Annotated in this window: 20 protein-coding genes, 1 tRNA gene and 1 pseudogene; 2 read left to right on the forward strand and 20 right to left on the reverse strand. The window is 72.8% G+C overall.

Features of this window, described 5'->3' with window-relative positions:
• Positions 1-7 precede the first annotated feature (7 nt).
• The 6 genes from SOY78_RS07045 to SOY78_RS07070 form a co-directional block, all read right to left on the reverse strand.
• Positions 8-298 (reverse strand): monovalent cation/H+ antiporter complex subunit F, encoded by a 291-nt coding sequence (locus SOY78_RS07045; protein ID WP_324701349.1) that lies wholly within the window; start codon positions 296-298, stop codon positions 8-10.
• Positions 295-735 (reverse strand): Na+/H+ antiporter subunit E, encoded by a 441-nt coding sequence (locus SOY78_RS07050; RefSeq protein WP_324701350.1) that lies wholly within the window; start codon positions 733-735, stop codon positions 295-297. The genes SOY78_RS07045 and SOY78_RS07050 overlap by 4 nt, the downstream gene beginning before the upstream one ends.
• Positions 732-2,372 (reverse strand): monovalent cation/H+ antiporter subunit D family protein, encoded by a 1,641-nt coding sequence (locus SOY78_RS07055; protein WP_036382759.1) that lies wholly within the window; start codon positions 2,370-2,372, stop codon positions 732-734. Before SOY78_RS07055 ends, SOY78_RS07050 begins: the two co-directional genes overlap by 4 nt.
• Positions 2,369-2,824 carry a sodium:proton antiporter gene (locus tag SOY78_RS07060; RefSeq protein ID WP_324701351.1) on the reverse strand — a complete coding sequence of 152 codons (456 nt, stop codon included), beginning with the start codon at positions 2,822-2,824 and terminating at the stop codon, positions 2,369-2,371. Before SOY78_RS07060 ends, SOY78_RS07055 begins: the two co-directional genes overlap by 4 nt.
• Positions 2,821-5,661 carry a DUF4040 family protein gene (locus SOY78_RS07065; RefSeq protein WP_324701352.1) on the reverse strand — a complete coding sequence of 947 codons (2,841 nt, stop codon included), beginning with the start codon at positions 5,659-5,661 and terminating at the stop codon, positions 2,821-2,823. Before SOY78_RS07065 ends, SOY78_RS07060 begins: the two co-directional genes overlap by 4 nt.
• Before the next feature lie 70 nt (positions 5,662-5,731).
• Positions 5,732-5,813 (reverse strand) — tRNA-Leu (locus SOY78_RS07070).
• 175 nt (positions 5,814-5,988) lie between these two features.
• Between SOY78_RS07070 and SOY78_RS07075 the strand changes: the two genes are divergently transcribed.
• Positions 5,989-6,585 carry an ANTAR domain-containing response regulator gene (locus SOY78_RS07075; protein WP_036382764.1) on the forward strand — a complete coding sequence of 199 codons (597 nt, stop codon included), beginning with the start codon at positions 5,989-5,991 and terminating at the stop codon, positions 6,583-6,585.
• 18 nt (positions 6,586-6,603) lie between these two features.
• Here SOY78_RS07075 and pyk read toward each other — a convergent pair whose 3' ends face one another.
• From pyk to SOY78_RS07145, 14 genes and pseudogenes are all read right to left on the reverse strand, one after another.
• Positions 6,604-8,091 carry a pyruvate kinase gene (pyk, locus tag SOY78_RS07080; protein ID WP_036382766.1) on the reverse strand — a complete coding sequence of 496 codons (1,488 nt, stop codon included), beginning with the start codon at positions 8,089-8,091 and terminating at the stop codon, positions 6,604-6,606.
• Positions 8,092-8,144: 53 nt separating this feature from the next.
• Positions 8,145-9,603, reverse strand: a pseudogene (locus SOY78_RS07085) (glutamate synthase subunit beta).
• A complete protein-coding gene (gene gltB, locus SOY78_RS07090) occupies positions 9,596-14,224 on the reverse strand; it encodes a glutamate synthase large subunit (RefSeq protein WP_324701353.1) in 4,629 nt (1,542 codons plus the stop codon). Before gltB ends, SOY78_RS07085 begins: the two are co-directional and overlap by 8 nt.
• Positions 14,225-14,404: 180 nt before the next feature.
• Positions 14,405-15,430, reverse strand: coding sequence for a prolipoprotein diacylglyceryl transferase (gene lgt, locus SOY78_RS07095; protein ID WP_036382770.1), 1,026 nt, complete (start codon positions 15,428-15,430; stop codon positions 14,405-14,407).
• Positions 15,431-15,432: 2 nt separating this feature from the next.
• The gene (trpA, locus tag SOY78_RS07100) at positions 15,433-16,239 is read right to left on the reverse strand and encodes a tryptophan synthase subunit alpha (RefSeq protein ID WP_061867938.1); all 807 of its coding nucleotides are present in this window, start codon (positions 16,237-16,239) and stop codon (positions 15,433-15,435) included.
• Positions 16,236-17,561, reverse strand: a complete 1,326-nt coding sequence (gene trpB, locus SOY78_RS07105) for a tryptophan synthase subunit beta (protein ID WP_324701354.1) — start codon at positions 17,559-17,561, stop codon at positions 16,236-16,238. Before trpB ends, trpA begins: the two co-directional genes overlap by 4 nt.
• A 29-nt stretch (positions 17,562-17,590) precedes the next feature.
• Positions 17,591-18,397 carry an indole-3-glycerol phosphate synthase TrpC gene (trpC, locus tag SOY78_RS07110; protein WP_061867936.1) on the reverse strand — a complete coding sequence of 269 codons (807 nt, stop codon included), beginning with the start codon at positions 18,395-18,397 and terminating at the stop codon, positions 17,591-17,593.
• A 5-nt stretch (positions 18,398-18,402) separates the two neighbouring features.
• On the reverse strand, positions 18,403-18,726 hold the full coding sequence (locus tag SOY78_RS07115; protein WP_061867935.1) for an HGxxPAAW family protein: 324 nt from the start codon (positions 18,724-18,726) through the stop codon (positions 18,403-18,405).
• 125 nt (positions 18,727-18,851) lie between these two features.
• Positions 18,852-19,457 (reverse strand): Trp biosynthesis-associated membrane protein, encoded by a 606-nt coding sequence (locus SOY78_RS07120; RefSeq protein WP_141842744.1) that lies wholly within the window; start codon positions 19,455-19,457, stop codon positions 18,852-18,854.
• On the reverse strand, positions 19,457-21,007 hold the full coding sequence (locus SOY78_RS07125; RefSeq protein WP_324701355.1) for an anthranilate synthase component I: 1,551 nt from the start codon (positions 21,005-21,007) through the stop codon (positions 19,457-19,459). The genes SOY78_RS07120 and SOY78_RS07125 overlap by 1 nt, the downstream gene beginning before the upstream one ends.
• The gene (gene hisI / locus SOY78_RS07130) at positions 21,004-21,384 is read right to left on the reverse strand and encodes a phosphoribosyl-AMP cyclohydrolase (protein WP_324701356.1); all 381 of its coding nucleotides are present in this window, start codon (positions 21,382-21,384) and stop codon (positions 21,004-21,006) included. The genes SOY78_RS07125 and hisI overlap by 4 nt, the downstream gene beginning before the upstream one ends.
• Positions 21,385-21,428: 44 nt before the next feature.
• Positions 21,429-22,199: an imidazole glycerol phosphate synthase subunit HisF gene (hisF, locus tag SOY78_RS07135; RefSeq protein ID WP_141842739.1), complete on the reverse strand. Its 771-nt coding sequence runs from the start codon at positions 22,197-22,199 to the stop codon at positions 21,429-21,431.
• 46 nt (positions 22,200-22,245) lie between these two features.
• Positions 22,246-23,094, reverse strand: coding sequence for an ATP phosphoribosyltransferase (gene hisG / locus SOY78_RS07140; protein WP_141842737.1), 849 nt, complete (start codon positions 23,092-23,094; stop codon positions 22,246-22,248).
• 53 nt (positions 23,095-23,147) lie between these two features.
• Entirely contained in the window at positions 23,148-23,411 is a 264-nt protein-coding gene (locus tag SOY78_RS07145) for a phosphoribosyl-ATP diphosphatase (RefSeq protein WP_010078767.1), read from the reverse strand.
• Between the two features lie 126 nt (positions 23,412-23,537).
• Between SOY78_RS07145 and SOY78_RS07150 the strand changes: the two genes are divergently transcribed.
• Positions 23,538-24,545: an IS481 family transposase gene (locus SOY78_RS07150; RefSeq protein WP_203552523.1), complete on the forward strand. Its 1,008-nt coding sequence runs from the start codon at positions 23,538-23,540 to the stop codon at positions 24,543-24,545.
• Positions 24,546-25,131 lie beyond the last annotated feature (586 nt).

Consider the following 25,131-nt stretch of genomic DNA (forward strand, 5'->3'; position numbering starts at 1 on the left):
GGCCTCCTCAGCGTCGCCCGCGCGTCAGCGCGCGGGCCAGGGACATGCCGGTCAGGAACCCGGTGATCGCGGCGATGAGCACCAGGTCGAACGTGAAGGCGTTGGCCGCCCGGACGCCGAACAGCGTGACCATGCCGGTGACGCTGAACGTGAGCAGGTCGCCGGAGACGGCCCGGTCGGCGTCCAGGGGCCCCACGAGGATCCGGTAGGCGGAGACGACGGCGGCGACGAGCAGCAGGGCGATGCCCACGTCGATCCCGAGCAGGGACCAGTTGTAGTGCAGGTCGGTCAGGCTCACGCGGCCACCCCCGTCCGACGCAGCGCATGGAGCATGCGCCGCTCCATGTCGTGGATGTCCGCGCGCAGGCCGTCCGCGTCGTCGAAGTACAGGCCGTGCACGTAGAGCAGCCGGCGCGCCTCCGGATCGCCCGGCTCGTCGCCGACGGCGCCCGCCCGGCGGGTGCCGAGGGTGAGGGTGCCCGGGGTGAGGGTGATGAGCGAGGACAGGACGGTGACCTCCAGGTCCGTGCGGCAGCTGGTGCGCACCCGGGCGATGCCCGAGCGGGCGTCGTCGCCGGGGGTGATCAGGTTGTGCAAGACCGCGCCCGAGGACGTGACGAGGGCCCACAGGTACCAGAGCACGAATCCGGCCAGGCGCAGCGGCCACGACCACACGCTGGCCGTGCCGTCGCGGAAGTCCTGCGTGCCGTCGTCGTACTGGTGTGCCTGGCTCATCGGCCGATCACCGCCTCCACATACGCATGCGTGTCCGTCAGCCCCTGGGCGGCCGTGTCCGAGACCAGCCACAGGCCCTGCGCGCCCAGGCCGAGCGCGAGGGACAGGGCCGCGGTGAGGACCGTCGGCAGGGCCAGCGAGAAGGGGATCCGGGAGCGGGTGAGGTCCTCGTCCCGGCTGAAGACCACGGGCAGCACACCCGTGGGGGTGTGGACGGCCGCGGGGCCGTCGGGGGTGCCGGCCGGGGCGGCCGCGCCGTCCGCGTGGGCCTCCACGATCGGCAGGGCGGCCGTCTCGAGGCGCTCCCGGTGGTGGCGGGGCATCTCGGGCTCGCCCCAGAACCAGCCGTTCCAGATGCGCAGCAGCCCCCACAGGCTCAGCAGCGACGCGACGAGCACGACGGCCACGACGGCGGTCTGGCCCGCCTCCACGCCGGCGACCACGAGCATGAGCTTGCCCGCGAACCCGGAGAACGGCGGGATCCCCACCAGGGAGAGCAGGCCCGCGAAGTACGCGGCGGCGATCAGCGGCTCACGCCGGGCCAGACCCTGCAGATCCGCCAGCCAGCCGGAGCCGTACCGGACCTCGACGGCGCCCGTCGCGGTGAACAGGGAGGTCATGACGACCATGTGGTGGATCATGTAGAAGATGCCGGCGGCCAGGCCGAGCTGCGTGGACAGGCCGACGCCGACCAGGATGCCGCCGATGCCGCTGACCATCTGCCACGAGAGGATCGCACGGGTGCTCTGCTCCCCGAGGGAGGCGACCGCGCCGATCACGAGCGTGAGCGAGCACAGGACCAGGATGGCCCACAGGTAGCGTGGCTCGCCGTCGTAGAGCACGGAGTAGATGCGGTAGATCGCGTAGACGCCCACCTTGGTGTGCAGGGCGGAGAAGATCGCGGTGACCGCCGGCGACGTCGAGGGGTACGCCTTGGACAGCCAGCCGTGCAGGGGCACCACGGACGCCTTGATGGACAGGGCGAACAGCACCATGAACCCGGCGACGGCGACCCGTTCGTCCCGTGCCGCCGCGCCGGCCAGCACGGCGAGGTTGACGCTGCCCGTGATGCCGTAGATGAAGCCGACGCCGACCACGAGGATCGTGGAGGTGAACAGGTTCAGCGTGACGTAGAGGCGGGCGCCGTCCACGCGGCGCAGGGGCTCGCGCCGGTTGGCGGAGAGGACGAACAGGCCGTAGGACGGCAGCAGCATGACCTCGATGAACACGAAGAGGTTGAACAGGTCCGCCGTCAGCAGGGCGCCGTTCACCCCGGCCGTGAGGACGAGCAGCAGCGGCGCGAAGTAGACGGAGTTCGTCACGCGGGAGCCGTAGGCGAACAGGGCGCCCACCCACGAGAGCCCGGCGGTGAGGGTGAGCATCAGGCCGGTGAACGTGTCGGCGGCGAACGCGATGGCGATGCCGTCCGGCCAGCCGCCCACGCCCCCGGCCACCACGGTGCCGTCCAGGCTCAGCAGGATGAGCCCGGCGCCGCTGAGCGAGCTCAGCCCGAGCAGCCAGAGCAGGGCCCGGCGGTGCAGCCCCGGACGCTCCCCCGCGATCACGAGCAGGCCGCCGGCCAGCAGGGGGACGGCCACGAACAGCGGCAGGGCCAGGCCCAGGACGTCGAGGCTCATCCGCGCTCCTCCCGGTTGTCATGGCGGTGGCTGCCGTGCAGCACGGGCTGGGGCTGCGTGGCGAGGTGGCGCACGGCGGCGCCCAGCTCGGCGCGCGGGAAGCGGGCGTCCGCGGCGGCGAGCTCGTGCGGGTCGGCGTCCTCGGAGGGGTCGGCCACCTGGTCGTCGGACCGGCCCGTCACGGCGAGCACGAGCAGCAGCACGGTGACGGCGAAGGAGATGACGATCGCCGTCAGCACGAACGCCTGGGGCAGCGGGTCGGCCTGCGCGGCCACGTCCCCGTTCCCGATGAACGGCAGGGCGCGCCGGTCGGTGCCGCCGGCGGCGAGGATGGCGAGGTTGCCGGCGTGGCCCAGCAGCACCATGCCGAGGATCACGCGCAGCAGCTCGCGCTTGGAGAACAGGTAGACCGCGCCGAACATCAGCAGGCCCACGGTGATCGCGACGGTCATCGGGTCGCCTCCTCTCGCGTCGTGGCCGCGCCGGGTGCGGCCTTCTCGGGTGCGTCGCCGTCGTCGGGCGCCTCTTCGACCGTGTCCGGGCCCAGGAGGGTGAACGCGGCGACCACGAGGCCGAGCACGCACAGGTACACGCCCATGTCGAAGACCAGGGTGGTGGACAGTCCGTAGCCGAGGACCTTGACCCCGGAGGCGGCCAGGAAGCCCTCGCCCGTGAGGTAGCCGGTCAGACCGGCGGCGGTGCCCAGGGCCACGCCGCTGCCGATGAGCGTGAGGTAGGGCCACCGCAGGCGCCGGTCGCGGTCGGTGTCGGCCGACAGGTACATGAGGGCGTAGCCCGCACCGGCCACGAGGGCCGCGATGAAGCCGCCGCCCGGCTCGTAGTGGCCGCGCAGCAGCAGCAGGGCGGACATCGCGATGATCACGGGCCCGAGACCGCGGCCGAAGGTGCGCGCGTAGACGAGGTTCTCGTGCACGTGCGCGAGCGGGGAACGCTCGTCGACGATGCTGCGCAGCGCCCGGACGGGGGCGCGGTTCATCAGCAGCGCCGCGACGGTCAGTCCGGTCACGCCGAGCACCGTCATCTCGCCCAGGGTGTCGAGCGCGCGGAAGTCCACGAGGATCACGTTGACGACGTTCACGCCGCCGGCCTGCTCGTAGGTCTCGGTGAGGTAGTAGCGCGCGATCTCGGACATGTCGCGCCGACCGGTGAAGGCCAGGACGCCGACGGTGGAGGCGACGCCGGCGATCGTCGCGGCCACGAGGGCGCCGGCGCGGCGCGGTGCGGGGTCGCGCCGGAAGCGGCGCGGCAGGCGGCGCAGCAGCAGCACCATCACGCACACGGTGAGGACCTCGACGAGCATCTGGGTCAGGGCCACGTCCACGGCGCCGAGGGTGAAGAACCACAGCGTCACGCCGAAGCCGACGGTGCCCACCACCACCATCGCGGCGATGCGGGTGCGGGCGCGCAGGGTCGCGGCGACGCCCACGGCCACGAGGACGACGAGCGCCCAGTCGTGCCAGCGCGCGGTCTGACCGACCACGTCCGGCAGCTCGTCCACGAGCAGGACCCCGACGACCGCGAGGACGCCGAGCATGACGGACGGGATGAGCAGGTGCGCCCGGGGCGCCATGCCGCCGGAGTGCCGCCCGACGACCTCGCCCAGCCGCACCAGGCCGAAGCGGATGTCGTCCACGATGTCCAGGGCCGAGAAGGGCAGGCCCGTGCGCGCGGCGACCCGCTCCACGGGGCGGCGCAGCAGCACCAGGACGAGGCCCGTGGCGATCACGGCGGCGGAGAGGAGCAGCGCCGGGGTCACACCGTGCCACAGGGCCAGGTGCGCGTGCGCCTGCGCGCCTGCCACGGCCTGGGCGGCGGCGGAGACGGGGGCGTCCAGCGCCTGCGGGGCGAGGCCGAGCACGACGCCGGCCACGGCGGCCAGCACGGGCATGGTCCAGAAGGCCGGGCCCGCCTCGTGGACCTCCTCGCCGCGGGCGGACTCCCACGGCTGGGCGGTGCCGGCCGGGCTCGCGCCCCACGTGCCGAGCGCGCCGAGGACCAGTCGGCCCGAGTAGGCGACGGTGAAGACGGAGGCCAGCGCGATCGCGCCCGTGACCACCGGGGCGGCCCAGGCTGGGCCCGGGGTGCCGAGGGCGGCGTCGAGCAGACCCTCCTTCGAGACGAAGCCGAGCAGGGGCGGCACGCCGGCCATGGAGACGGCGGCGAGCGTCAGGGCCGTGCCCGTGACCGGCATGCGCACGTGCCTGCCCGCGAGCATGCGCAGGTCCCGGGTGCCGGCCTCGTGGTCCACGATGCCGATCAGCATGAACAGGGCGCTCTTGAACAGCGCGTGCGCGACCGTGTGCACGACCGCGGCCGTCAGCGCCGCCGTCGTGCCGATGCCGATGGCGGCGGTCAGCAGGCCGAGCTGGCTCATGGTCGAGTAGGCGAGCAGGCCCTTCAGGTTGTGCTGACGCAGGGCCGTGACCGCGCCGAACAGCGCCGTGATAAGCCCGCATGCGATCAGCAGCGTGGACCACACGGCGTGGCCGGACAGCACGGGGCTGAACACGAGCAGCAGGAACACGCCGGCCTTCACCATCGCCGCGGCGTGCAGGTACGCGGAGACCGGGGAGATGGCGACCATGGAGTCCGGCAGCCAGGCCTGGAACGGGAACTGCGCGGACTTCGTGAAGGCGGCCAGGGCCAGCAGGATGGCCAGCACGGTGCTGGTGGCGGGGTCCTGCCAGATATCCGAGGCCAGGACGCCGCTGAGCGAGGCCGTCCCGGCGGTGACCATCATGATGGCGACGGCGGCCAGCAGCGCGAGGCCGCCGCCCACGGTCACGAGCAGGGTCCGGATCGCGGGGTCGCGGGCGTGGTCCCCCGAGCGCCCGATGAGGAAGAAGGAGGTGAAGGAGGTGAACTCCCACGCGACGAAGAGGACCACGATGTTGTCGGCGAGCACCAGCAGCAGCATCGACGCCGCGAACGCGGTCATCAGCAGGTAGAAGGAGCCGGGGCGGCTCTCCGCGCGGTCCCGGCTGAGGTACCGGCTGGAGTAGGCGAGGATCGCCGCGCCGATGACGAGGACGATCATGGCGAACACCAGGGCCAGGCCGTTCAGCCGGAGGTCGAGGTCCACCCCGACCGCGGGGATCCACGGATGGTGCTCCGTCCGGACGTCGCCCGTCCACGCCGCCATCAGCACGCCGGCCGCGGCGAGCAGGGGTACGGCCAGGACCCAGCCCGCGTCCCTGCCCAGCGCGCGGGAGGCCGGGACGGCCGCCACCACCGAGAGGAGGGTCAGCAGGAGGCTGGTCAGGAGCACAGGACACCACTCAGCTCGGGTCGATCGATCACGGACACGGCGCACACGGCGGGTGGCCGCGCGCCGACGGTGCCCGAAGTGGGACTCGAACCCACACGCCTCTCGGCACCGCATTTTGAGTGCGGCGTGTCTACCGATTCCACCATTCGGGCAGTGCCGCCCGGAGGCGGGACTCGATCACCCTATCAGCGCCCCGACCCGGCGTCCTCGGCCTTCCGGCGAGGGTCCCCGCCGCCGCGCCCGCGCCGCGCCCATCGCGCACGGTAGCCTGGTGGACCACCAGCGGCGCCGCACCGACGCCGTCCCGGCCCGCACGAAGGAGCTGCCGTGTCCACGCTGACGCCTCCCGAGGAGACCGGCCTGCGGGCCGTCGTCGCCGAGGACGAGACCCTGATCCGCCTCGACCTGGTGGAGGTGCTCACCGGGGCGGGCTACCGGGTGGTCGCCGAGGCCGGCGACGGCCGCGCCGCCGTCGAGGCCGTGCGCGAGCACCGCCCGGACATCGTGGTGATGGACGTGAAGATGCCCGTGATGGACGGCATCGCGGCCGCGGGCGAGATCGCCGGGAAACGGCTCGCCCCCGTGGTGATGCTGACCGCCTTCAGCCAGCGCGAGCTGGTGGAGCGCGCCCGGACCGCCGGGGCCATGGCCTACGTGGTCAAGCCCTTCACCGAGGCCGACCTGGTCCCCGCCATCGAACTGGCCGTGGCCCGCTTCGACGAGCTGCGCAGCCTCGAGGCCGAGGTGCGGGACCTGGGCGACCGCCTGGAGACCCGCAAGATCGTGGACCGGGCCAAGGCGCTGCTCCAGGAGCGGATGCGCCTGACCGAGGCCGAGTCCTTCCGCTGGATCCAGACGACCTCCATGGACCGGCGCCTGACCATGCGGGAGGTCGCGCAGGCCGTCATCGACCAGGTCGGCTGAGCGGCGCCCGCGCGCTCGTCAGAGCGGGGAGCGGGCCGGCCAGAAGCCGACCGGCTCGCGCGTCTGCGGCGAGGCGGCGGACGAGCCGCCCGCGGCGTCGTCGCCCACGCGGTGCACGCGCAGCGTGTTCGTGGAGCCCACGGCCCCGGGAGGGGACCCGGCGGCGATGACCACGAGGTCGCCGTGCTGGGCGATGCCCTCCGATGTGAGCGACTGCTCCACCTGGAGGGTCATCTTGTCCGTGGAGTCCTGGAACGGGACCATCTTCGGGTAGACGCCCCACGTCAGGCACAGGATGTTGTGCGTGTGCTCGTGGTGGGTGAACGCGTAGATCGGCTGACGCGGCCGCAGGCGGCTGAGCCGACGGGCCGAGTCGCCGGACTCGGTGAACGTGGCGAGGAACGGGATCTCGAGCTGGTTCGCGACCTCGACGGCGGCCCGGGTGATCGCGCCGCCGCGCGTGCGGGGACGCGAGCCGAGCGGGTGGATGAGCTCCAGGCCGTGGGTCTCGGTGGACTCGATGATCCGGGCCATCGTCTGGACCGTCTCGACCGGATATGCGCCCACCGAGGTCTCGCCCGAGAGCATGACGGCGTCCGCGCCGTCGAGCACGGCGTTGGCGCAGTCCGAGGCCTCGGCGCGCGTCGGGCGCGGGCTGTCGATCATCGACTCGAGCACCTGCGTGGCCACGATGACCGGCTTCGCCCAGCGGCGGGCGAGGTCCACTGCGCGCTTCTGCACCACGGGCACGTCCTCGAGCGGCAGCTCCACGCCGAGGTCGCCGCGGGCCACCATGATGGCGTCGAACGCGTCCACGATGGCCTCGAGGTTCTCCACCGCCTGGGGCTTCTCGATCTTGGCGATGACCGGGACCCGGCGCTCCTCCTCGTCCATGATCTCGTGCACCCGGTCCACGTCCGCGGCGTCCCGCACGAAGGACAGCGCCACCATGTCCACGCCGGTGCGCAGCGCCCAGCGCAGGTCCCGCTCGTCCTTCTCGGACAGGGCCGGCACGTTCACCGCCACGCCGGGCAGGTTGATCCCCTTGTTGTCCGAGACCATGCCCGGCACCTCGACCTCGGCCACCACGTCCGTGTCCGTGACCTCGACGGCGCGCAGGCGCACCTTGCCGTCGTCCACCAGGAGCACGTCACCGGGGGCGACGTCCCCGGGCAGACCCTTGTGGGTGGTGCCGACCAGCTCGCGGGTCCCGGGCACGTCCCGGGTGGTGATGGTGATCCGATCGCCCCTCTCGAGCAGATGCGGGCCGTCGGTGAAGCGGCCGAGGCGGATCTTGGGGCCCTGGAGGTCCGCGAAGATCGCGACCGGGCGCCGCTCCTCCACGCTCAGCCGACGCACCCGCTCGTAGGACGTCTCATGCACCGCGTGGTCGCCGTGGCTCATGTTGAGGCGGACGACATCCGCCCCCGCACGGATGATGGCGCGGGTGGTCTCGTCGGAGTCGGTGGCGGGCCCGAAGGTGGCGATGATCTTCGCGTGTCGCATGGGTCCACTCTAGGCGCGGGCGCGCTCCCTGTCCGAGGGGCGCGCCCCGCCGTTCACCTCAGGACGAAGCCGTGGTCGGAGGGCCGGACCGGCGCCGGGAGCATGGTGTCCCCCGAGAGGAACCGGTCCACCTCGGCCGCGACGGCGCGGCCCTCGGCGATCGCCCACACCACGAGCGAGGCGCCGCGCGAGACGTCGCCGCACGCGAACACGCCCGGGGCCTGCGTGGCGTACGTCTCGTCGCGGACCACGAGGCCGCGCTCGAGGGACACGGCGGAGCGGTCCACGAGCTCGTCCAGGTCCGCTCCCGTGAAGCCGAGGGCCAGCAGTACGAGGTCAGCCGGGATCTCGTGCTCGGTGCCGGCCCGCGGGCCGCGGGTGCCGTCGGCCCGGATCTCGGTCTCGGCCACCTTGAGGGCGCGCACCCGGCCCTCCGCGTCGCCGAGGAACTCGACGGTGGAGGCCAGGTAGGTGCGCTCGCCGCCTTCGGCGTGCGCGGAGGCGACCTCGAACAGGGTGGGCACGGTGGGCCAGGGCTGGTGCTCGGGGCGCTGCTCCGGCGGCCGCCTGCCGATCGCCAGCGTGGTGACCGAGGCGGCCCCCTGGCGGTGGGCGGTGCCGATGCAGTCCGCGCCCGTGTCGCCGCCGCCGAGGATCACGACGTGCCAGGCCCTGGGCACTGATCGGCTCGAGCTCGCCGCCGGCGACCCGCCGGTTGACGGGCACGAGGTAGTCCATGGCCAGGTGGATGCCGTCCAGGCCGCGGCCCGGCAGGGGCAGCTCCCGGCCGACGGGGGCGCCGGTGGCCAGCACCACGGCGTCGTAGCGGCGCTGCAGCGCCTCCCAGCTCATGTCCGTGCCGATCCGCACGCCGGTGCGGAACCGGGTGCCCTCCTCGGTCATCTGGGCGATGCGGCGGTCGATCAGATGCTTCTCCAGCTTGAAGTCCGGGATGCCGAACCGCAGCAGCCCGCCGAGCGCCTCGTCCTTCTCGTAGACCACCACGGTGTAGCCGGAGCGGGTCAGCTGCTGGGCGGCGGCCAGGCCCGCCGGGCCCGAGCCGACGACGGCGACGGTCAGCCCGTTCTGCCGCTGCGGCGGGTGCGGGGTGAGGGAGGGCGCGTCGAAGAGGTGGTCCGCGATCGACTGCTCCACCTGCTTGATGGACACGGCCGGCTGGTTGATGCCGAGCACGCACGAGGCCTCGCACGGGGCGGGGCAGATCCGGCCGGTGAACTCGGGGAAGTTGTTCGTGGCCTCGAGGCGGGCGCCGGCCTCGTCCCAGTCGTCCCGGTACACGAGGTCGTTGAACTCGGGGATGAGGTTGCCCAGGGGGCAGCCGGCGTGGCAGAAGGGCACGCCGCAGTCCATGCAGCGGGAGGCCTCCGTGCGCACGATCGCCTCGTCCTGGCGCACGTGGACGTCCTTGAAGTCCATGATGCGGACGGGGACGGGGCGCGAGGGGCGCGGGACGCGCTCGCGATGCTTCAGGAATCCGCGCGGGTCAGCCACGGGTCACCTCCAGGATTCGGGCCCAGGCGGCGTCGCCGTCGGGGTCGGTGCCGGCGTCCCGGCTCTCAGTTCGGATCTCCTGCACGGCCGCGTAGCGGCGCGGCAGGACGGTGGTGAAGCGCTCCCAGAGCGCCTCGGCGGCCTCGGCGGGGCCGTCCAGCTCGGCGAGCAGGCGCGCGGCCAGGTCCGAGCCGGTGGCGGCCCGGTGCTCCTCGAGCAGCTTGCGGATGAGCGCGCGGTCCGCGCCCTCGGGGCGGCGGAGCAGCAGCTCGTCCTCCTTGACGGCGAGCGGGTTGAGCTGGGCGGGGTCCAGGTCCAGGAAGAACCCGACGCCGCCGGACATGCCGGCCGCGAGGTTGCGGCCGGTGTTCCCCAGCACGAGGGCGGTGCCGCCCGTCATGTACTCGAGGCCGTGGTCGCCGATGCCCTCGACGACGGCGACCGCCCCCGAGTTCCGGACCAGGAACCGCTCCCCCACGCGGCCGTTGAGGAACAGCCGCCCCGAGGTGGCGCCGTAGCCCACCACGTTGCCGGCGATCATGTTCTCCTCGGCCGCGAAGGGGGCCTCGGGGGCGGGTCGCAGGGCCACCGTGCCGCCGGAGAGGCCCTTGCCCACGTAGTTGTTGGCGTCCCCGGACAGGGTGATGCTCACGCCGGCCGGCAGGAAGGCGCCGAGGGACTGCCCGGCCTCGCCGGTCAGCTCGATGCGGATGGTGTCCCGGGGCAGCTCGTCGTCGAGCCGGGCCGCGGTGACGCGGTGGCCCAGCAGGGTGCCCACGGAGCGGTCGGTGTTCACGAGGCGGTCCGTGACGGTCACGGGCGTCTCGGTGACCACGGCGTCCGCCACCTGGTCCAGCCAGCGCTGGTCCGCCTGGTCCTGGAGCCGGTGGTCCTGCTCCGTGAGCCGGCGGCGCGGGGCCTCCTCGGGCACCCCGGCGTCCGAGAGCACGCCGGACAGGTCCAGGCCCTCGGTCTTGAAGTGCCCGATCGCCGCGTCCTTGTGCAGCAGGTCCTGGCGGCCGATCGCCTCGTCCAGGGAGCGCAGGCCGAGCTCGGCGAGCAGCTCGCGCACCTCCTGGGCGATGTACTCGAAGAACGTCACCACGAACTCCGGCCGGCCGGTGAAGCGGGCGCGCAGCTCGGGGTTCTGCGTGGCCACGCCCACGGGGCAGGTGTCCAGGTGACACACGCGCATCATGATGCAGCCCGAGACCACGAGCGGCGCCGTCGCGAAGCCGAACTCCTCGGCGCCGAGCAGGGCCGCGATCACCACGTCCCGGCCGGTCTTGAGCTGGCCGTCCACCTGCACGGTCACGCGGTCGCGCAGCCCGTTGAGCCGCAGCGTCTGCTGGACCTCGCTCAGCCCCAGCTCCCACGGGGTGCCGGCGTGCTTGAGCGAGTTCAGCGGGGAGGCCCCGGTGCCGCCGTCGTGCCCCGAGATGAGCACGACATCGGCCTTCGCCTTGGTCACGCCGGCCGCCACCGTGCCCACGCCGGTCTCGGAGACCAGCTTGACGTGCACGCGGGCCTGCGGGTTGGCTCGCTTGAGGTCGTGGATCAGCTGGGCGAGGTCCTCGATCGAGTAGATGTCGTGGTGCGGCGGCGGGGAGACGAGGGAGACGCCCGGCGTCGAGTGCCGCGTGCGCGCCACCCACGGGTAGACCTTGGCGCCCATGAGCTGGCCGCCCTCGCCGGGCTTGGCGCCCTGGGCCATCTTGATCTGCAGGTCCGTGGCGGTGGACAGGTACAGGCTCGTGACGCCGAACCGGCCCGAGGCGATCTGCTTGACGCGCGAGTTGCGCTCCGGGTCGAGCAGGCGCTCGGGGTCCTCGCCGCCCTCGCCCGAGTTCGAGCGCGCGCCGAGGCGGTTCATGGCCACCGCGAGCGTCTCGTGGGCCTCCTGGGAGATCGAGCCGTAGGACATGGCGCCGGTGGAGAACCGCTTCACGATCGACTCGACGGACTCGACCTCGGAGACCGGCACGCGCTCGCGCCCCTTCGTGGCGAGCCCGAGCAGGCCGCGCAGGGTCATCAGGTCCGCGGACTGCTCGTCCACGCGCCGCGTGTAGTCCTTGAAGATGTCGTAGCGCCGCTCGCGGGTGGCGTGCTGCAGGCGGAACACGGTCTCGGGGTTGAACAGGTGCGGCGGCCCCTCCCGGCGCCACTTGTACTCGCCGCCCACGGGCAGGCCCGAGGTGCCGCGCGGGCCCACGGTGGAGGCGGAGGAGCCGTCCACGGGGAACGCCGTGGCGTGGCGGGCCGCGGACTCGGCCGCGATCACGTCCAGCCCCACCCCGTCCATCGGCGAGCGGGTGCCCGTGAAGTAGCGGTCCACGAAGGACCGGGAGAGGCCGAGCGCCTCGAACGTCTGGGCGCCGCAGTACGAGGCCACCGTGGAGATGCCCATCTTGGACATGATCTTCTGCACGCCCTTACCGAGCCCGTGGATGAGGTTCCGGGTGGCCTCCTGCTCGGTGACGCCGGTGAGCGTGCCGGTGCGCACGAGCTCCTCGGCCGTCTCCATGGACAGGTACGGGTTGACGGCGGAGGCGCCGTAGCCGATCAGCACGGCCACGTGGTGGACCTCGCGCACGTCGCCGGCCTCCACGAGCAGGGAGGTGCGGGTGCGCGAGGCGCTCGCCAGCAGGTGGTGGTGCACGGCCGAGGTGAGCAGCAGGGACGGGATGGGCGCCCACTGCGCGTTGGCGTCCCGGTCCGAGAGGACCACGTACTGCACGCCGCGCTGGACGGCCGCGGAGACCTGCTCGCAGATCTCCTTGAGGCGGGAGCGCATCTCCTCGGCGCCGCCGGCCACGAGGTAGAGCCCCTTGACCTTGAGGGCGCGGCGCGTGCCGTCCTCGGCGCGCACCGCGGCGATGCGGGCGAGCTGCTCGTTGTCCAGCACCGGGAAGGGGATCTCGACGGCGTCCGTCGTCACCTTGCCCGCGGCGAGCAGGCTCGCCTGGGGTCCGATGCACGTGCGCATCGAGGTGACCTGCTCCTCGCGGATGGAGTCCAGCGGCGGGTTGGTCACCTGCGCGAAGTTCTGCGTGAAGTAGTCGAAGAGCAGGCGCGGGCGCGGGGAGAGCGCCGCGATCGGGGTGTCCGTGCCCATCGCCCCGAGGGGCTCGGCGCCGTGCCGCGCCATGGGCTCGATGATCGTGCGCACCTCCTCGTCCGTGTAGCCGAACAGGCGCTGGCGCAGGCGGACGGAGTCGCCGTGGTAGCGGACGGGCTCGCGCTCGGGCAGGTCCTCGATCCGCCGCAGCGAGTCGGCCACCCAGTCCTTCCACGGGGCGGAGGCGGCGATCTCGGCCTTGACCTCCTCGTCCTCGATGATGCGGCCCTGCTCGGTGTCCAGCAGGAACATCCGCCCGGGCTTGACCCGGCCCTTACGGACCACGGTGGCCGGGTCGATGTCCAGGACGCCGACCTCGGACGCGAGCACCACGAGCCCGTCCCGGGTCTCCCAGTAGCGGGCGGGGCGCAGGCCGTTGCGGTCCAGCACCGAGCCGAGCTGCACGCCGTCGGTGAAGGCGATCGCGGCGGGACCGTCCCACGGCTCCATGAGCATCGAGTGGTACTGGTAGAACGCGCGCCGGTCCTCGTCCATGGTGGTGTGGTTCTCCCACGCCTCCGGGACCATCATCATGATCGCGTGCGAGAGCGGGCGGCCGGCCAGGTGGATCAGCTCGGCCACCTCGTCGAACGAGGCCGAGTCCGAGCCGGAGGCGCTCACGATGGGGAACATCTCCTCGGGCACCTCGCCGAGCAGCGGGTGGCGCAGCTCGCCCTGGCGGGCCCGCATCCAGTTGCGGTTGCCCTTGACGGTGTTGATCTCGCCGTTGTGCGCGATCGTGCGGAAGGGCTGGGCCAGCGGCCACGAGGGGAACGTGTTCGTGGAGAAGCGGGAGTGGACCACGGCCAGGCGGGTCACGTACCGCTCGTCCGAGAGGTCCGGGTAGAACGGCTCGACCTGCGCCGTCGAGAGCATGCCCTTGTAGACGAGGGTGCGCGAGGACAGGGAGGGGAAGTAGACGCCGCTGCGCTGGGCGCGGCGGCGCAGGCGCCAGGCGCGGGCGTCCAGCGAATGGCCGGGGGCCTCGACGTCCTCGCCGGCGGGGACGGCCAGGAAGAGCTGCTCGAAGACCGGCATGACAGCGCGCGAGCCCGGGCCGAGCACGGACTCGTCGGTGGGGACGGGACGCCAGCCGAGCAGGTCGAGGCCCTCGACGACGGCGGCCTCGGCGATCGCCTCCTGCGCGGCGGCGCGGGCGGCCTCGTCCTGGGGCAGGAAGGCGGTGCCGACGGCGTACTCCCCCGCCGCGGGCAGCTCGAAGGAGACGGTGGCGCGCAGCAGGGCGTCGGGGACCTGGGTGATGATGCCCGCGCCGTCGCCGGTGCCCTCGTCCGCTCCCACGGCGCCGCGGTGCTCGAGCGCCCGCAGGGCGGTCAGCGCGTCCTGGACGATCTTGTGGGTGGCCGGGCCGCGCAGGGTGGCCACGGCGGCGAGGCCGCACGCGTCCTTCTCCTGCTCCGGGTCGTAGAGACCCGCCGCCTCCGGCTGGGCGGCGAACGCGCGGAACGGGTCGGCGTGCAGGGTCTTCGATGGGTGCTGCATGGCGCGTCCTTCTCCTGTGGCCGGCCGGAGGGCCGGGGTGAGGAGGAGACGACGCTGGCCCCTGCGATGGTGAGCGGACCCTGCCTCGGGGATCGCCCGGCGGGTCGCGTTGCGCACGAGTGTAGCGAGGAAGGCGACCTGCGCCACATTCTCAGACGCGGATGTCCGAATGCTGGACGCTCAGCGGTCCTCGCGGACCCCCGCGGCCGTGGATCCGGCGCCGTCGTCGGGGCCCTGCCCCGCGACCGCCGCGTCGACGGGCGCGCCCGCGCCGGCCTCGAGGGCGGGGCCGCGGCCGGGCAGCCACACGGAGTCGTCCGAGCGCGGGCCGGCGGCGGCCGGGCCGTGCTTGACCAGGATGACGGCGAGCATCACGAGCGCCAGCAGGAGCATCACGATCGAGGTCCACACGTTCAGGCGCTGGGTCACGCCGAAGAGCGTGACCAGCTCCGCGTCGTCGATGCGCAGCATCTCGATCCACACGCGACCGGCCGTGTACCAGGCGACGTAGGCCCAGACCATGGCGCCGTGCCGCAGCCGCCACCGCCGGTCCACCAGCAGCAGGACGGCGACGCCCAGCAGGTTCCAGAGCGACTCGTAGAGGAACGTGGGGTGGAACAGGGTGTCCGCGGGCACGCCCGCGGGGAAGTTCGGGTGGTCGGCGTCCACGCGCAGGCCCCACGGGGCCGTCGTCGGGCCGCCGAAGAGCTCCTGGTTGAACCAGTTGCCCCACCGGCCCACGGCCTGGGCCAGCAGGATGCCCGGGGCGACGACGTCGGCGAACGCGCTCAGCCGCACCCCGTAGCGCCGGCACGCGATCCACGCGCCCACCGCCCCGAGGGCGATCGCGCCCCAGATGCCCAGGCCGCCGTTCCACACGTACAGGATCTGGATCGGGTCGCCCGTGCCGTCGAAGCCGGGGCCGAAGTACCGGTCCGGCGAGGAGAACACGTGGTAGAGCCGCCCGCCGACGAAGCCGAACGGGATGGCCCACAGGGCCACGTCCAGGACGCGCCCCTCGGGGCCGCCCCGGGCCTTCCAGCGGCGCTCGGCCAGCCACAGCGCCAGGACGATGCCCAGGATGATGCTCAGCGCGTACGCGTGGATCTTCACCGGGCCGATCTCGAAGCCGTCCCAGGTGGGGGCGGGGAACGCGGCCAGGGGTGCGAGGGCGGCGGGGGACGCCAGGGAGGCCAGGGCGGTCATGCTCAGCCCTCCCGGACGGCGCCGGCGGCCAGCTCGCGGGCGAGGGCGCCGACGGCCTGCGGGCCGCCCTCGCCGAGGGCGCGGACCAGGGCGGTGCCCACGATGGCGCCGTCGGCGTACGCGCCGATCTCTCGCACGTGGGCCGCCTGGGAGACGCCCAGCCCGACGCACACGTGCTCGGCACCGGCCTCCTTGGCGCGGCGCACCACGGTCTCGGCCGCGGTGGACACCGCGTCGCGGGCGCCGGTGACGCCCATGACCGACACGGCGTACACGAAGCCGCGGGAGGACTCGACGGTGAGGCGCACCCGCTCGTCCGTGGACGAGGGCGCGGTGAGGAACACGCGGTCCAGGCCGTGGCGGTCCGCGGCCTCCATCCAGGCACCGGCCTCCTCGGGCACGAGGTCAGGGGTGACGAGACCGGCGCCCCCGGCCTCGGCGAGACGGCGCGCGAACTCGTCGACGCCCATGCGGTCCACCAGGTTCCAGTACGTCATCACCAGCACGGCGGCGTCCACGCGCTGCGTGACGCGCCGGATGATCTCGAACACGTCCGCCACGCGGAAGCCGGCCCGCAGCGAGGCCTGGGTGGCGGCCTGGATCACGGGGCCGTCCATCACCGGGTCGGTGTAGGGCAGGCCGAGCTCGATCACGTCCGCGCCGTTCTCGGCGGCGACGACGACGGCCTCCACGCACTCGTCGACGCTCGGGTAGCCCGCGGGCAGGTAGGCGACGAGGCCGGTGCGGCCGGCCGCCTTCGCGGCATCCAGGGCCGCGGCGGTCTTGGAGTGTACGGTCATGCCGGTCACTGCTCCTCTCCGGGGGTCATCTCCTCGAGCGGGTCCTTCTCCTCCGTGGCCGTGCCGAGGCCGAACCAGGCCGCCGCGGTGGCGACGTCCTTGTCCCCGCGGCCGGAGAGGTTCACGATGATGATCCGCTCCTCCCCCTCCGGGGCGTCCGGCCCCACGAGGCCCTCGTCCGCCCAGCGGCGGGCCAGGCGCAGCGCGCCGGCCAGGGCGTGGGCCGACTCGATGGCGGGCGTGATGCCCTCGGTGCGCGTGAGCCGGAGGAAGGCGTCCATGCACTCGGTGTCCGAGACCGGCTCGTAGACGGCGCGGCCCGTGTCGTGCAGGAAGGCGTGCTCCGGGCCGACGGCCGGGTAGTCCAGGCCGGCAGAGATCGAGTGGGAGTCGATCGTCTGCCCGTCCTCGTCCTGCATCAGGTACGTGCGGGCGCCGTGCAGCACGCCGGTGCGTCCGAGCGTGATGGACGCGGCGTGGCGGCCGGTCTCGAGGCCCTCGCCGCCGGCCTCGAAGCCGTAGAGCTCCACCTCAGGGTTGTCGAGGAAGCCGTGGAACAGGCCCATCGCGTTGGACCCGCCGCCCACGCACGCCGCGACGGCGTCGGGCAGGCGGCCGGCCTGGGCCAGGATCTGCTCGCGGGCCTCTTCGCCGATCACGGAGTGGAAGTAGCGCACCATGGCGGGGAACGGGTGCGGGCCCGTGACCGTGCCCATCAGGTAATGCGTGGTGTCCACGGAGGCGACCCAGTCCCGCAGGGCCTCGTTGATCGCGTCCTTCAGGGTGCGGGCGCCGATCGCCACGGGGACCACCTCGGCGCCGAGCATCTGCATGCGCGCCACGTTCAGGGCCTGGCGGCGGGTGTCCTCCTCCCCCATGTACACGGTGCACTCCATGCCGAACAGCGCGGCCGCCGTCGCGGTGGCCACGCCGTGCTGGCCGGCGCCGGTCTCCGCGATCAGGCGCGTCTTGCCCATGCGGCGGGCGAGCAGCGCCTGGCCGATCACGTTGTTGATCTTGTGCGAGCCGGTGTGGTTGAGGTCCTCGCGCTTGAGGAAGATGCGCACGCCGGGGGTGTCCGCGGCGAACCGCGGCACCTCGCTCAACAGAGAGGGCCGGTTCACGTAGTCCCGGAAAAGGGTCCGCAGCTCGGCCTCGAAGGCGGGGTCCTGCCGCGCCTCCTCGTAGGTGCGGGTGAGCTCCTGCAGCGCGGCCATGAGGGACTCGGGCATCCACTGCCCGCCGTAGTCGCCGAAGTAGGGCCCGGCCTGACCCTGATAGGGCCCCTCGAACTCGATCGCGGGCTCGGTGCTCGGACGGTCGGCGCTCATGACGACCACGCTCCTCGGGTCTGGTTCGGTCAGCGGACGGTGAGGGACGCGGCGCGGAACGCGCGCAGCGCCTCCTCGGGGGCGCCGTGGCGCACGAGGGCCTCGCCCACGAGCACGACGTCGGCGCCCGCGGCGGCGTAGGCCTTGATCTGCTCCTCGGACTCGACGCCCGACTCGGCGACCCGGACGACGTCCTCGGGCAGCCCGTCGGCCAGCGCGGCGTAGCGGGCCGGGTCGACGTCGAGGGTCTTGAGGTTGCGCACATTGACGCCGAGGATGCGGGCGCCGGCGGCGACGCCGCGCTCGATCTCCTCGGGCGTGTGGGCCTCCACGAGGGCGTGCATGCCCAGGGACTCGGTGAGCTGCAGGAAGCCGGCCAGCTCGGCGTCGTCGAGGGCGGCCACGATCAGCAGGACCAGGTCGGCCCCGTGGGCGCGGGCCTCGTGGATCTGGTACTCGGTGACGGTGAAGTCCTTGCGCAGGACCGGCAGATCGACGGCGGCACGCACGGCGTCCAGGTCGGCCAGGCTGCCGTCGAAGCGGCGGGCCTCGGTGAGCACGGAGACGGCGCTGGCGCCGCCGCGCTCGTACGCCCGGGCCAGGGTGGCCGGCTCGGGGATCTCGGCGAGCGCGCCCTTGGAGGGGCTCGCCCGCTTCACCTCGGAGATCACCCGGATCCCCGCCGGGTCGGTGCGTCCGCCGTGCAGGGCCGCGTGGGCGTCGCGCGGCGCGGGGGCGGCGGCCACCAGCTCGGCCAGGCGCGCCTCGGGCACGGCACGGCGACGAGGCTCGAGGTCCTCGCGGACGCCGTCGATGATCTCCTGGAGGACGGACACGCGGATCAGTGACCGTGCTGGCCGCGACCCGCGCCGGCCTTGCCGGCGACGATGCCCACGACGACCCCCACGGCCATCAGGGCCAGGCCGATCCACACGACGACGCTCCAGTCGGCGAGCAGGCCGACGCAGCCGGCCACGAAGCCGACGAGCACGAGCGCCACCATGGCCCACGCGCCGGGCGAGTTGCCGTGGCCCGGCAGCTCGAGGTGGGTCGGGTCGTTGAGCACCCGGCCATCCTCGGTGACGACGACGTCCTCGACGGCGCCGCGGCGGGCGGCGCGACGGGTGGTGGGCTCGGTGTGCGCGGTGTTCGCGGTGTGGCTCATGGCTGTCCCTCACTGGTGCGTGGTGTACATGACGACTGTCCCTCATTGTGCCATGCGGGCACGGGGCCGGGCCCGCGTGACCCGGGACGACCCGGGCGGTGCGGGGCGGTCCGAGAGACGGGCACTCACGTGGGGTCGTTGCCGCGGGACAGCTCGTCCCACGCGTCCATCTGGTCCACGCGCCGGCGCTGGGCCGCCTCGCGGGCGGACTGCGCGGGCTGCTCCCCGGCGGCGGCCGGGCCGGGCTCGGAGGCCGCAGGCGCCTTCTCGTAGCGCCGGGACGAACGCCAGCCACGGCCCGCCAGTGCCGCCACGACGCCGCACAGCGCCGCGAGGACGCCGCCGGCCGCCGCGACCCACGGCCACGCCGTCACGGCGTAGTCCTGCGCGAGCGCAGTGGTCCCGGTCGCGTCGGCGACCGCGGCGGCCGCCGTCGTCGCCGGGTCCAGGGCGGCGGTGACCGAGGTCGAGGCGATCACGACCCCGGCCAGCGCCATGAGCACGCCGACGATCACGGCGCCGAGGCGCCGGGCGGTGGTCAGGGCGAGGGCACCGGCCATCACGACCAGGGCCATGGCGGTGGTGACGGGCGCGGCGGCGCCGCCCGACGTCGTCGCCTCGGAGGCGATCCCGCCGGACAGGCCCGTGGCGGTCACCCAGGTGCGGCCCGCCGTGAGCAGGACGAGCGCGCCGGCGGCCAGCGCGGCGAGGACCACGGTGCGGCGGCGCATCACGCCTGCCCCAGCTCGCCCGCGGTCAGCACGGACCGCAGCGGCGCCGTCGCCTTGGTGACGGTCTCGGCGGTCTCGGCGTCGGGATCGGAGTCCGCGACGATGCCGGCGCCGGCCTGCACGTGCGCCTGGCCGCGGTGCAGCGTGGCCGAGCGGATGTTGATCGCCATGTCCATGTTGCCCGCCAGGTCGAAGTAGCCGACGACGCCGCCGTAGGGCCCGCGCTCGGTCGGCTCCCACTCGTCCAGCAGCTGCAGGGCGCGGGGCTTCGGGGCGCCGGACAGCGTGCCGGCGGGGAAGGCGGCGCGGAGGACGTCGAGCGCGTCGACATCGTCGCGCATGCGGCCCTCCACGTGGGAGACCAGGTGGAGGATGTGGCTGAACGCCTCGAGCTCCATGAACTGGGTGATCTCGACGGTGCCGGGGCGGCACACGCGCGAGAGGTTGTTGCGGGAGAGGTCCACGAGCATGAGGTGTTCGGCCCGCTCCTTCTCGTCCTCCAGCAGGTCCTTGCCGAGGAGGCGGTCGTCCTCCTCGGTGGCCCCGCGCCGCCGTGAGCCGGCGATCGGATGGGTGACCACGCGGCGGTCCCGCACGGTGACGAGCGCCTCGGGCGAGGAGCCCACGATCTCGTACGGCTCCCCGTCCGGGGTCTCGAAGGAGAAGAGGTACATGTAGGGGCTCGGGTTCACCGTGCGCAGGACGCGGTACACGTCCAGACCGGTCGCGTCCGTGGTGACCGAGAAGCGGCGGGAGACGACGGCCTGGAACACCTCGCCGTCGCGGATCGCCCGCTGGGCCTTCCCGACGGCCTCCCGGAAGCCTTCGGCGCCCCACCGGTCCTCGGCCTGGGCGGCGACCTCGTCCGCGTCCGCCTCGAGCCAGCGGCGCGGGACGTCGCTGACCGGGTCCGCGGCCGGGGCGGCCAGGCGCTCGACCATGGCGTCCAGACGGGCGAGCGCGTCGTCGTAGGCGCGGTCCGCGCCGGTGGCCAGGCCGTTGCCGTTCACCGCGTTGGCGATCAGCGTCACGGTGCCGTCCAGGGCATCGTGCACGGCCAGGTCGGTGACGAGGTTCATCGCGAGGTCGGGCAGGCCGAGGTGGTCCTCGGGCGGGTGCGGCAGGCGCTCCCACGCTCGGACCGTGTTCCACCCCAGGAAGCCGGCCATGCCGGAGACGAGGTGCGGCAGAGCGCCTCCGACCTCGGCGCGCACGTCCGTGCGCAGCAGGCGCAGGCACGCGGCGAGCACGTCCAGGGCGCGGCCCTGCGTGGGCAGCCCCTCGGGTGGGGTGCCCTGCCAGTGTGCCTCGCCGTCCCGCGAGGTCAGGGTGACGGCGGAGCCGGCCCCGATGAAGCTGTACCGGGACCATGCCGCGCCCGGGGTGGCGGACTCCATCAGGAAGGTGCCGGGGCGGGAGCCGGCCAGGCGCCGGTGGATCGCCAGCGGTGTGAGGCCGTCCGCCAGCACCGTGCGGACCACGGGGATCACGCGGGCGGTGTCCGCCAGGCGCAGGAACTGCGCACGGGAGGGAGTGGTGGCGGCGGTCATCGGGCGGCCTCCTCGGGGTCGACGGCGGCCGGCGGCATGACGAGCTCGCGGCCGGTGAAGCAGGTGCGGGTGCCCGTGTGGCAGGCGGGGCCGGTCTGGTCCACGGTGAGCAGCAGGGTGTCGCCGTCGCAGTCCGCGTGGACCGCGCGCACCCGCTGCAGGTGGCCCGAGGTCTCCCCCTTGCGCCACAGCGCGCCGCGCGAGCGGGACCAGTAGGTGGCCCAGCCGGTCTCGAGCGTCGCGCGCAGGGACTCCGCGTTCATCCACGCCATCATGAGCACCTCGCCGGTGCCCTCCTGCTGGGCGATGGCGGGCACCAGGCCCCGGTTGTCGAAGGTCACGGAGGCCACGAGGTCGTCGGGCGGGGAGAGGCTCATGGAGGTCCAGTCTAGGGAGCCGGAGATGGGCGTGGCCGACGGGGTCAGCGGACGGTGTGCCCCGCCTGCCGCAGGGCTTCCTTGACGCGGGCGAGCATGTCGTCCGGGCCGAAGTGGAACAGGGAGGCGGCGAGCACCGCGTCCGCACCGGCCGCGACGGCGGGCGGGAAGTGCTCGGGCTCGCCGGCGCCGCCGGAGGCGATCAGCGGCACGCGCGTCACGGCGCGCACGTCCCGGATCATCTCCAGGTCGAAGCCCTCGCGGGTGCCGTCCGCGTCGATCGAGTTGAGCAGGATCTCCCCCACCCCGCGCTCGGAGGCCTCCCGGCACCAGGCGACGGCGTCGATGCCGGTGCCCTGGCGGCCGCCGTGGGTGGTGACCTCATAGCCGGAGGCGCAGCCCGGGTCCTCCGTGCGCCGGGCGTCGAGGGAGAGCACGAGGACCTGGGACCCGAAGCGGCGGGTGATCTCCGTGATCACCTCGGGCCGGGCCACGGCCGCCGTGTTGACGGAGACCTTGTCCGCCCCCGTGCGCAGCAGGCGGTCCACGTCCTCGACGGTGCGCACGCCGCCGCCCACGGTCAGCGGGATGAAGACCTCCTCGGCCGTGCGGGTCACGACGTCGTAGGTCGTGGCGCGGTCCGAGGTGGAGGCGGTGACGTCGAGGAACGTGATCTCGTCGGCGCCGGCGGCGTTGTAGCGGCGGGCGAGCTCGACCGGGTCGCCCGCGTCGCGCAGGTTCTCGAAGTTCACGCCCTTGACCACGCGCCCGGCGTCCACGTCCAGGCAGGGGATGACACGCACGGCGAGGCTCACGTCGGCTCCTTCGTCTCGGGGGGCTCGGGCGGGACGGCGCGGGCCGTCAGAGGCGGATCGCGTGGATCGCGGAGATCAGGATGCCGCGGGCGCCCAGGGCGTACAGCTCGTCCATGACGCGGTTGGCGTCCGGCTTGCGGACCATGGAGCGCACGGCGACCATCGTCTCGTCCCGCAGCGGGGAGACCGTCGGTGACTCCAGCCCCGGGGTGACCGCGGTGGCCGCCTCCAGCAGGTCACGGCGGATGTCGTAGTCGATCATGACCCACCGGCGGGCCACGAGCACGCCCTTGAGGCGGCGCAGCAGCACGTCGAGGCCCTCGGGGCGCTCCCCCGCGCGGCCGATCAGCACGGCCTCCGAGTCGAGGATGGGCTCGCCGAAGACCTCCATGCCGGCGGCGCGCAGGGTGCTGCCGGTCTCCACGACGTCGGCGATCGCGTCCGCCACGCCGAGCTTGACGGAGGACTCCACGGCGCCGTCGAGGTGCACCACCGTGGCGTCCAGGCCGGTGCGGGCCAGGTAGTCGGAGAGCAGGCCGTCGTAGCTCGTGGCGATGCGCTTGCCGGCGAGCTGCTCGGCGGAGGTGAAGGAGCCGACGGGGGCGGCGAGACGGAACACGGAGCGGCCGAAGCCGAGCCCCATGATCTCCTCGGCGGTGTCCCCCACCTGCGCGTCGCAGAACAGGTCGCGGCCGGTCAGGCCGACGTCGAGGGTGCCCTGGCCGACGTAGACGGCGATGTCCCGGGGACGCAGGTAGAAGAACTCGACGTTGTTCTCGGGGTCCACGAGGACGAGCTCGCGGGAGTCCCGGCGTTGCCGGTAGCCGGCCTCCTGCAGGATCTCACGGGCGGACTCGGACAGGGCGCCCTTGTTGGGCACGGCGATGCGCAGCACGCGTCGGTCTCCTCGGGGTGCGGTGGGGCGGGCGGGGAACGGGGCCGGCGGCCTCAGAGGTGGCGGTAGACGTCCTCGAGGCTGATGCCGCGGGCGATCATCATGGTCTGCACGTGGTACAGCAGCTGCGAGATCTCCTCGGCGGCGGCCTCATCCGACTCGTACTCGGCCGCCATCCAGACCTCGGCCGCCTCCTCGACGACCTTCTTGCCGATCGCATGGACGCCGGCGTCGATCTGGGCCACGGTGCCGGAGCCCTCGGGGCGCTCCTGCACCTTGCGCGTCAGTTCCGCGTACAGCTCGTCGAAGGTCTTCACGGGACCACCCTAGCTGTTGTGGGTCATGAGGTTCTTGCCACGGGGTACGGGCTGAGATGAGACGAGCGGGCCCCTGCCGCAGGATGGAAGTTCCTACACCACCCACCTGCCCGAAAAGACCCACTCATGACTCACGCTAACGCACCCCTGACCCCCACCGGCCGTCTCAGGATGGTCCACCGCCACCTGCACGACGGGATCCCGCAGGCACACGTGGCCGCCGAGTTCCGCGTCAGTCGGCCCACGGTGGCCACCTGGGTCGCCCGCTACCGCGCCGAAGGCGAGGCAGGACTGCAAGACCGGTCGAGCCGGCCCCATCGCTCACCTGCCCGGCTCGACCCCGCGATCGTGGCCGAGCTGGAGGCCCTGCGCCGGGCCGAGAAGTGGTCCGCCCGGCGCATCCATCACCACCTCGTCTCCGAAGGCCACCAGCTGTGCTTGCGCACCGTGGGGAGGTGGATGCACCGGCTGGGCATCTCCCGGTTGCGAGACCTCGCGCCCACGGGTGAGGACCTGCGCCAACGACCACAGAAGATCACCGCCCGCGGCCCGGGGCACATGGTGCACCTGGACGTGAAGAAAATCGGACGCATCCCCGAGGGGGGAGGCTGGCGTGCTCACGGACGGGACTCCGAGAACGCGCGAGCAGCCAAACGCGGGCCTGGCCGACGGGTCGGCTACACCTACCTGCACTCGGCGATCGACGGGTACACCCGCCTGGCCTACACCGAGGCGTTGGAGGACGAGCGGGCGGCCACGACCGTGAGCTTCTACTGCCGGGCGCGGGCGTTCTTCGCCGCCCACGGCATCACCGTGGACCGGGTGATCACGGACAACGGGAACAACTATCGGGCTGCGGACTTCACCGCCAAGGTGGTCTCGCTCGGGGGCCGGCACCACCGGATCCGCCCCTACACCCCGCGCCATAACGGGAAGGTCGAACGGTACAACCGGCTGATGGTCGATGAGGTCCTCTACGCCCGCCCGTATACCTCAGAGACAGCTCGGCGTGAGGCGCTGGCCGTGTGGGTGAACCACTACAACTACCATCGGCCTCATACCTCCTGCGGGAACGCCCCGCCGGCCTCGTTGGCCCCGGCCCGAGTCAACAACGTCATGACCTCCTACACCTAGCGACCCGACCAGTCCAGCCCGGACCGCAGTCGGTCATTGTGACGGACGGGACGGCGGGGTCTTCGCCACGCGCTGCACCTGGATGCATCCTTCTTCCACGAGAGTCAGATTCCAGGGGAACCGTCTTGCAGGCCGAGACGCCCACATCACTGTCGGAGTTCTGAAAAGCCCCCCGCTGCATCAACAATCCATGTCGCTTTTTACGCAGAATAAATTACCCTCTCTTCAATTTCTGCGATTTTCCCAAGTGAGGATGATGGGATGAACCAAGGTCTGGTCAAGTGGTTGACGACCGATCGCGCGGCTTCCTCGAAAAGCGTCCGAATCAACAACGGATGGAAACGCTCGGATGGAGATCCACACCACCGCGGGTCGTCGGCATACCCCAGTGGTCGATGGGCCTGACCAAGCGGGCAAACTATTCAGGCGATGTGAGTCAATAACATTTGATAAACGCCGAGTAGATTTGGCGGACATTTCTCATGCAACTTTAAGTCTATGCGCCCGAGGATTAATTAAAAGCCAGGTAAGGTATCTTCTGGCTGACATCGAACCTGTGCGCCATCTCGGCCGTTGAGATACCCAT

The organism is Micrococcus sp. HOU01, assembly GCF_035609305.1.
GTDB classification, from domain to species: domain Bacteria; phylum Actinomycetota; class Actinomycetes; order Actinomycetales; family Micrococcaceae; genus Micrococcus; species Micrococcus luteus.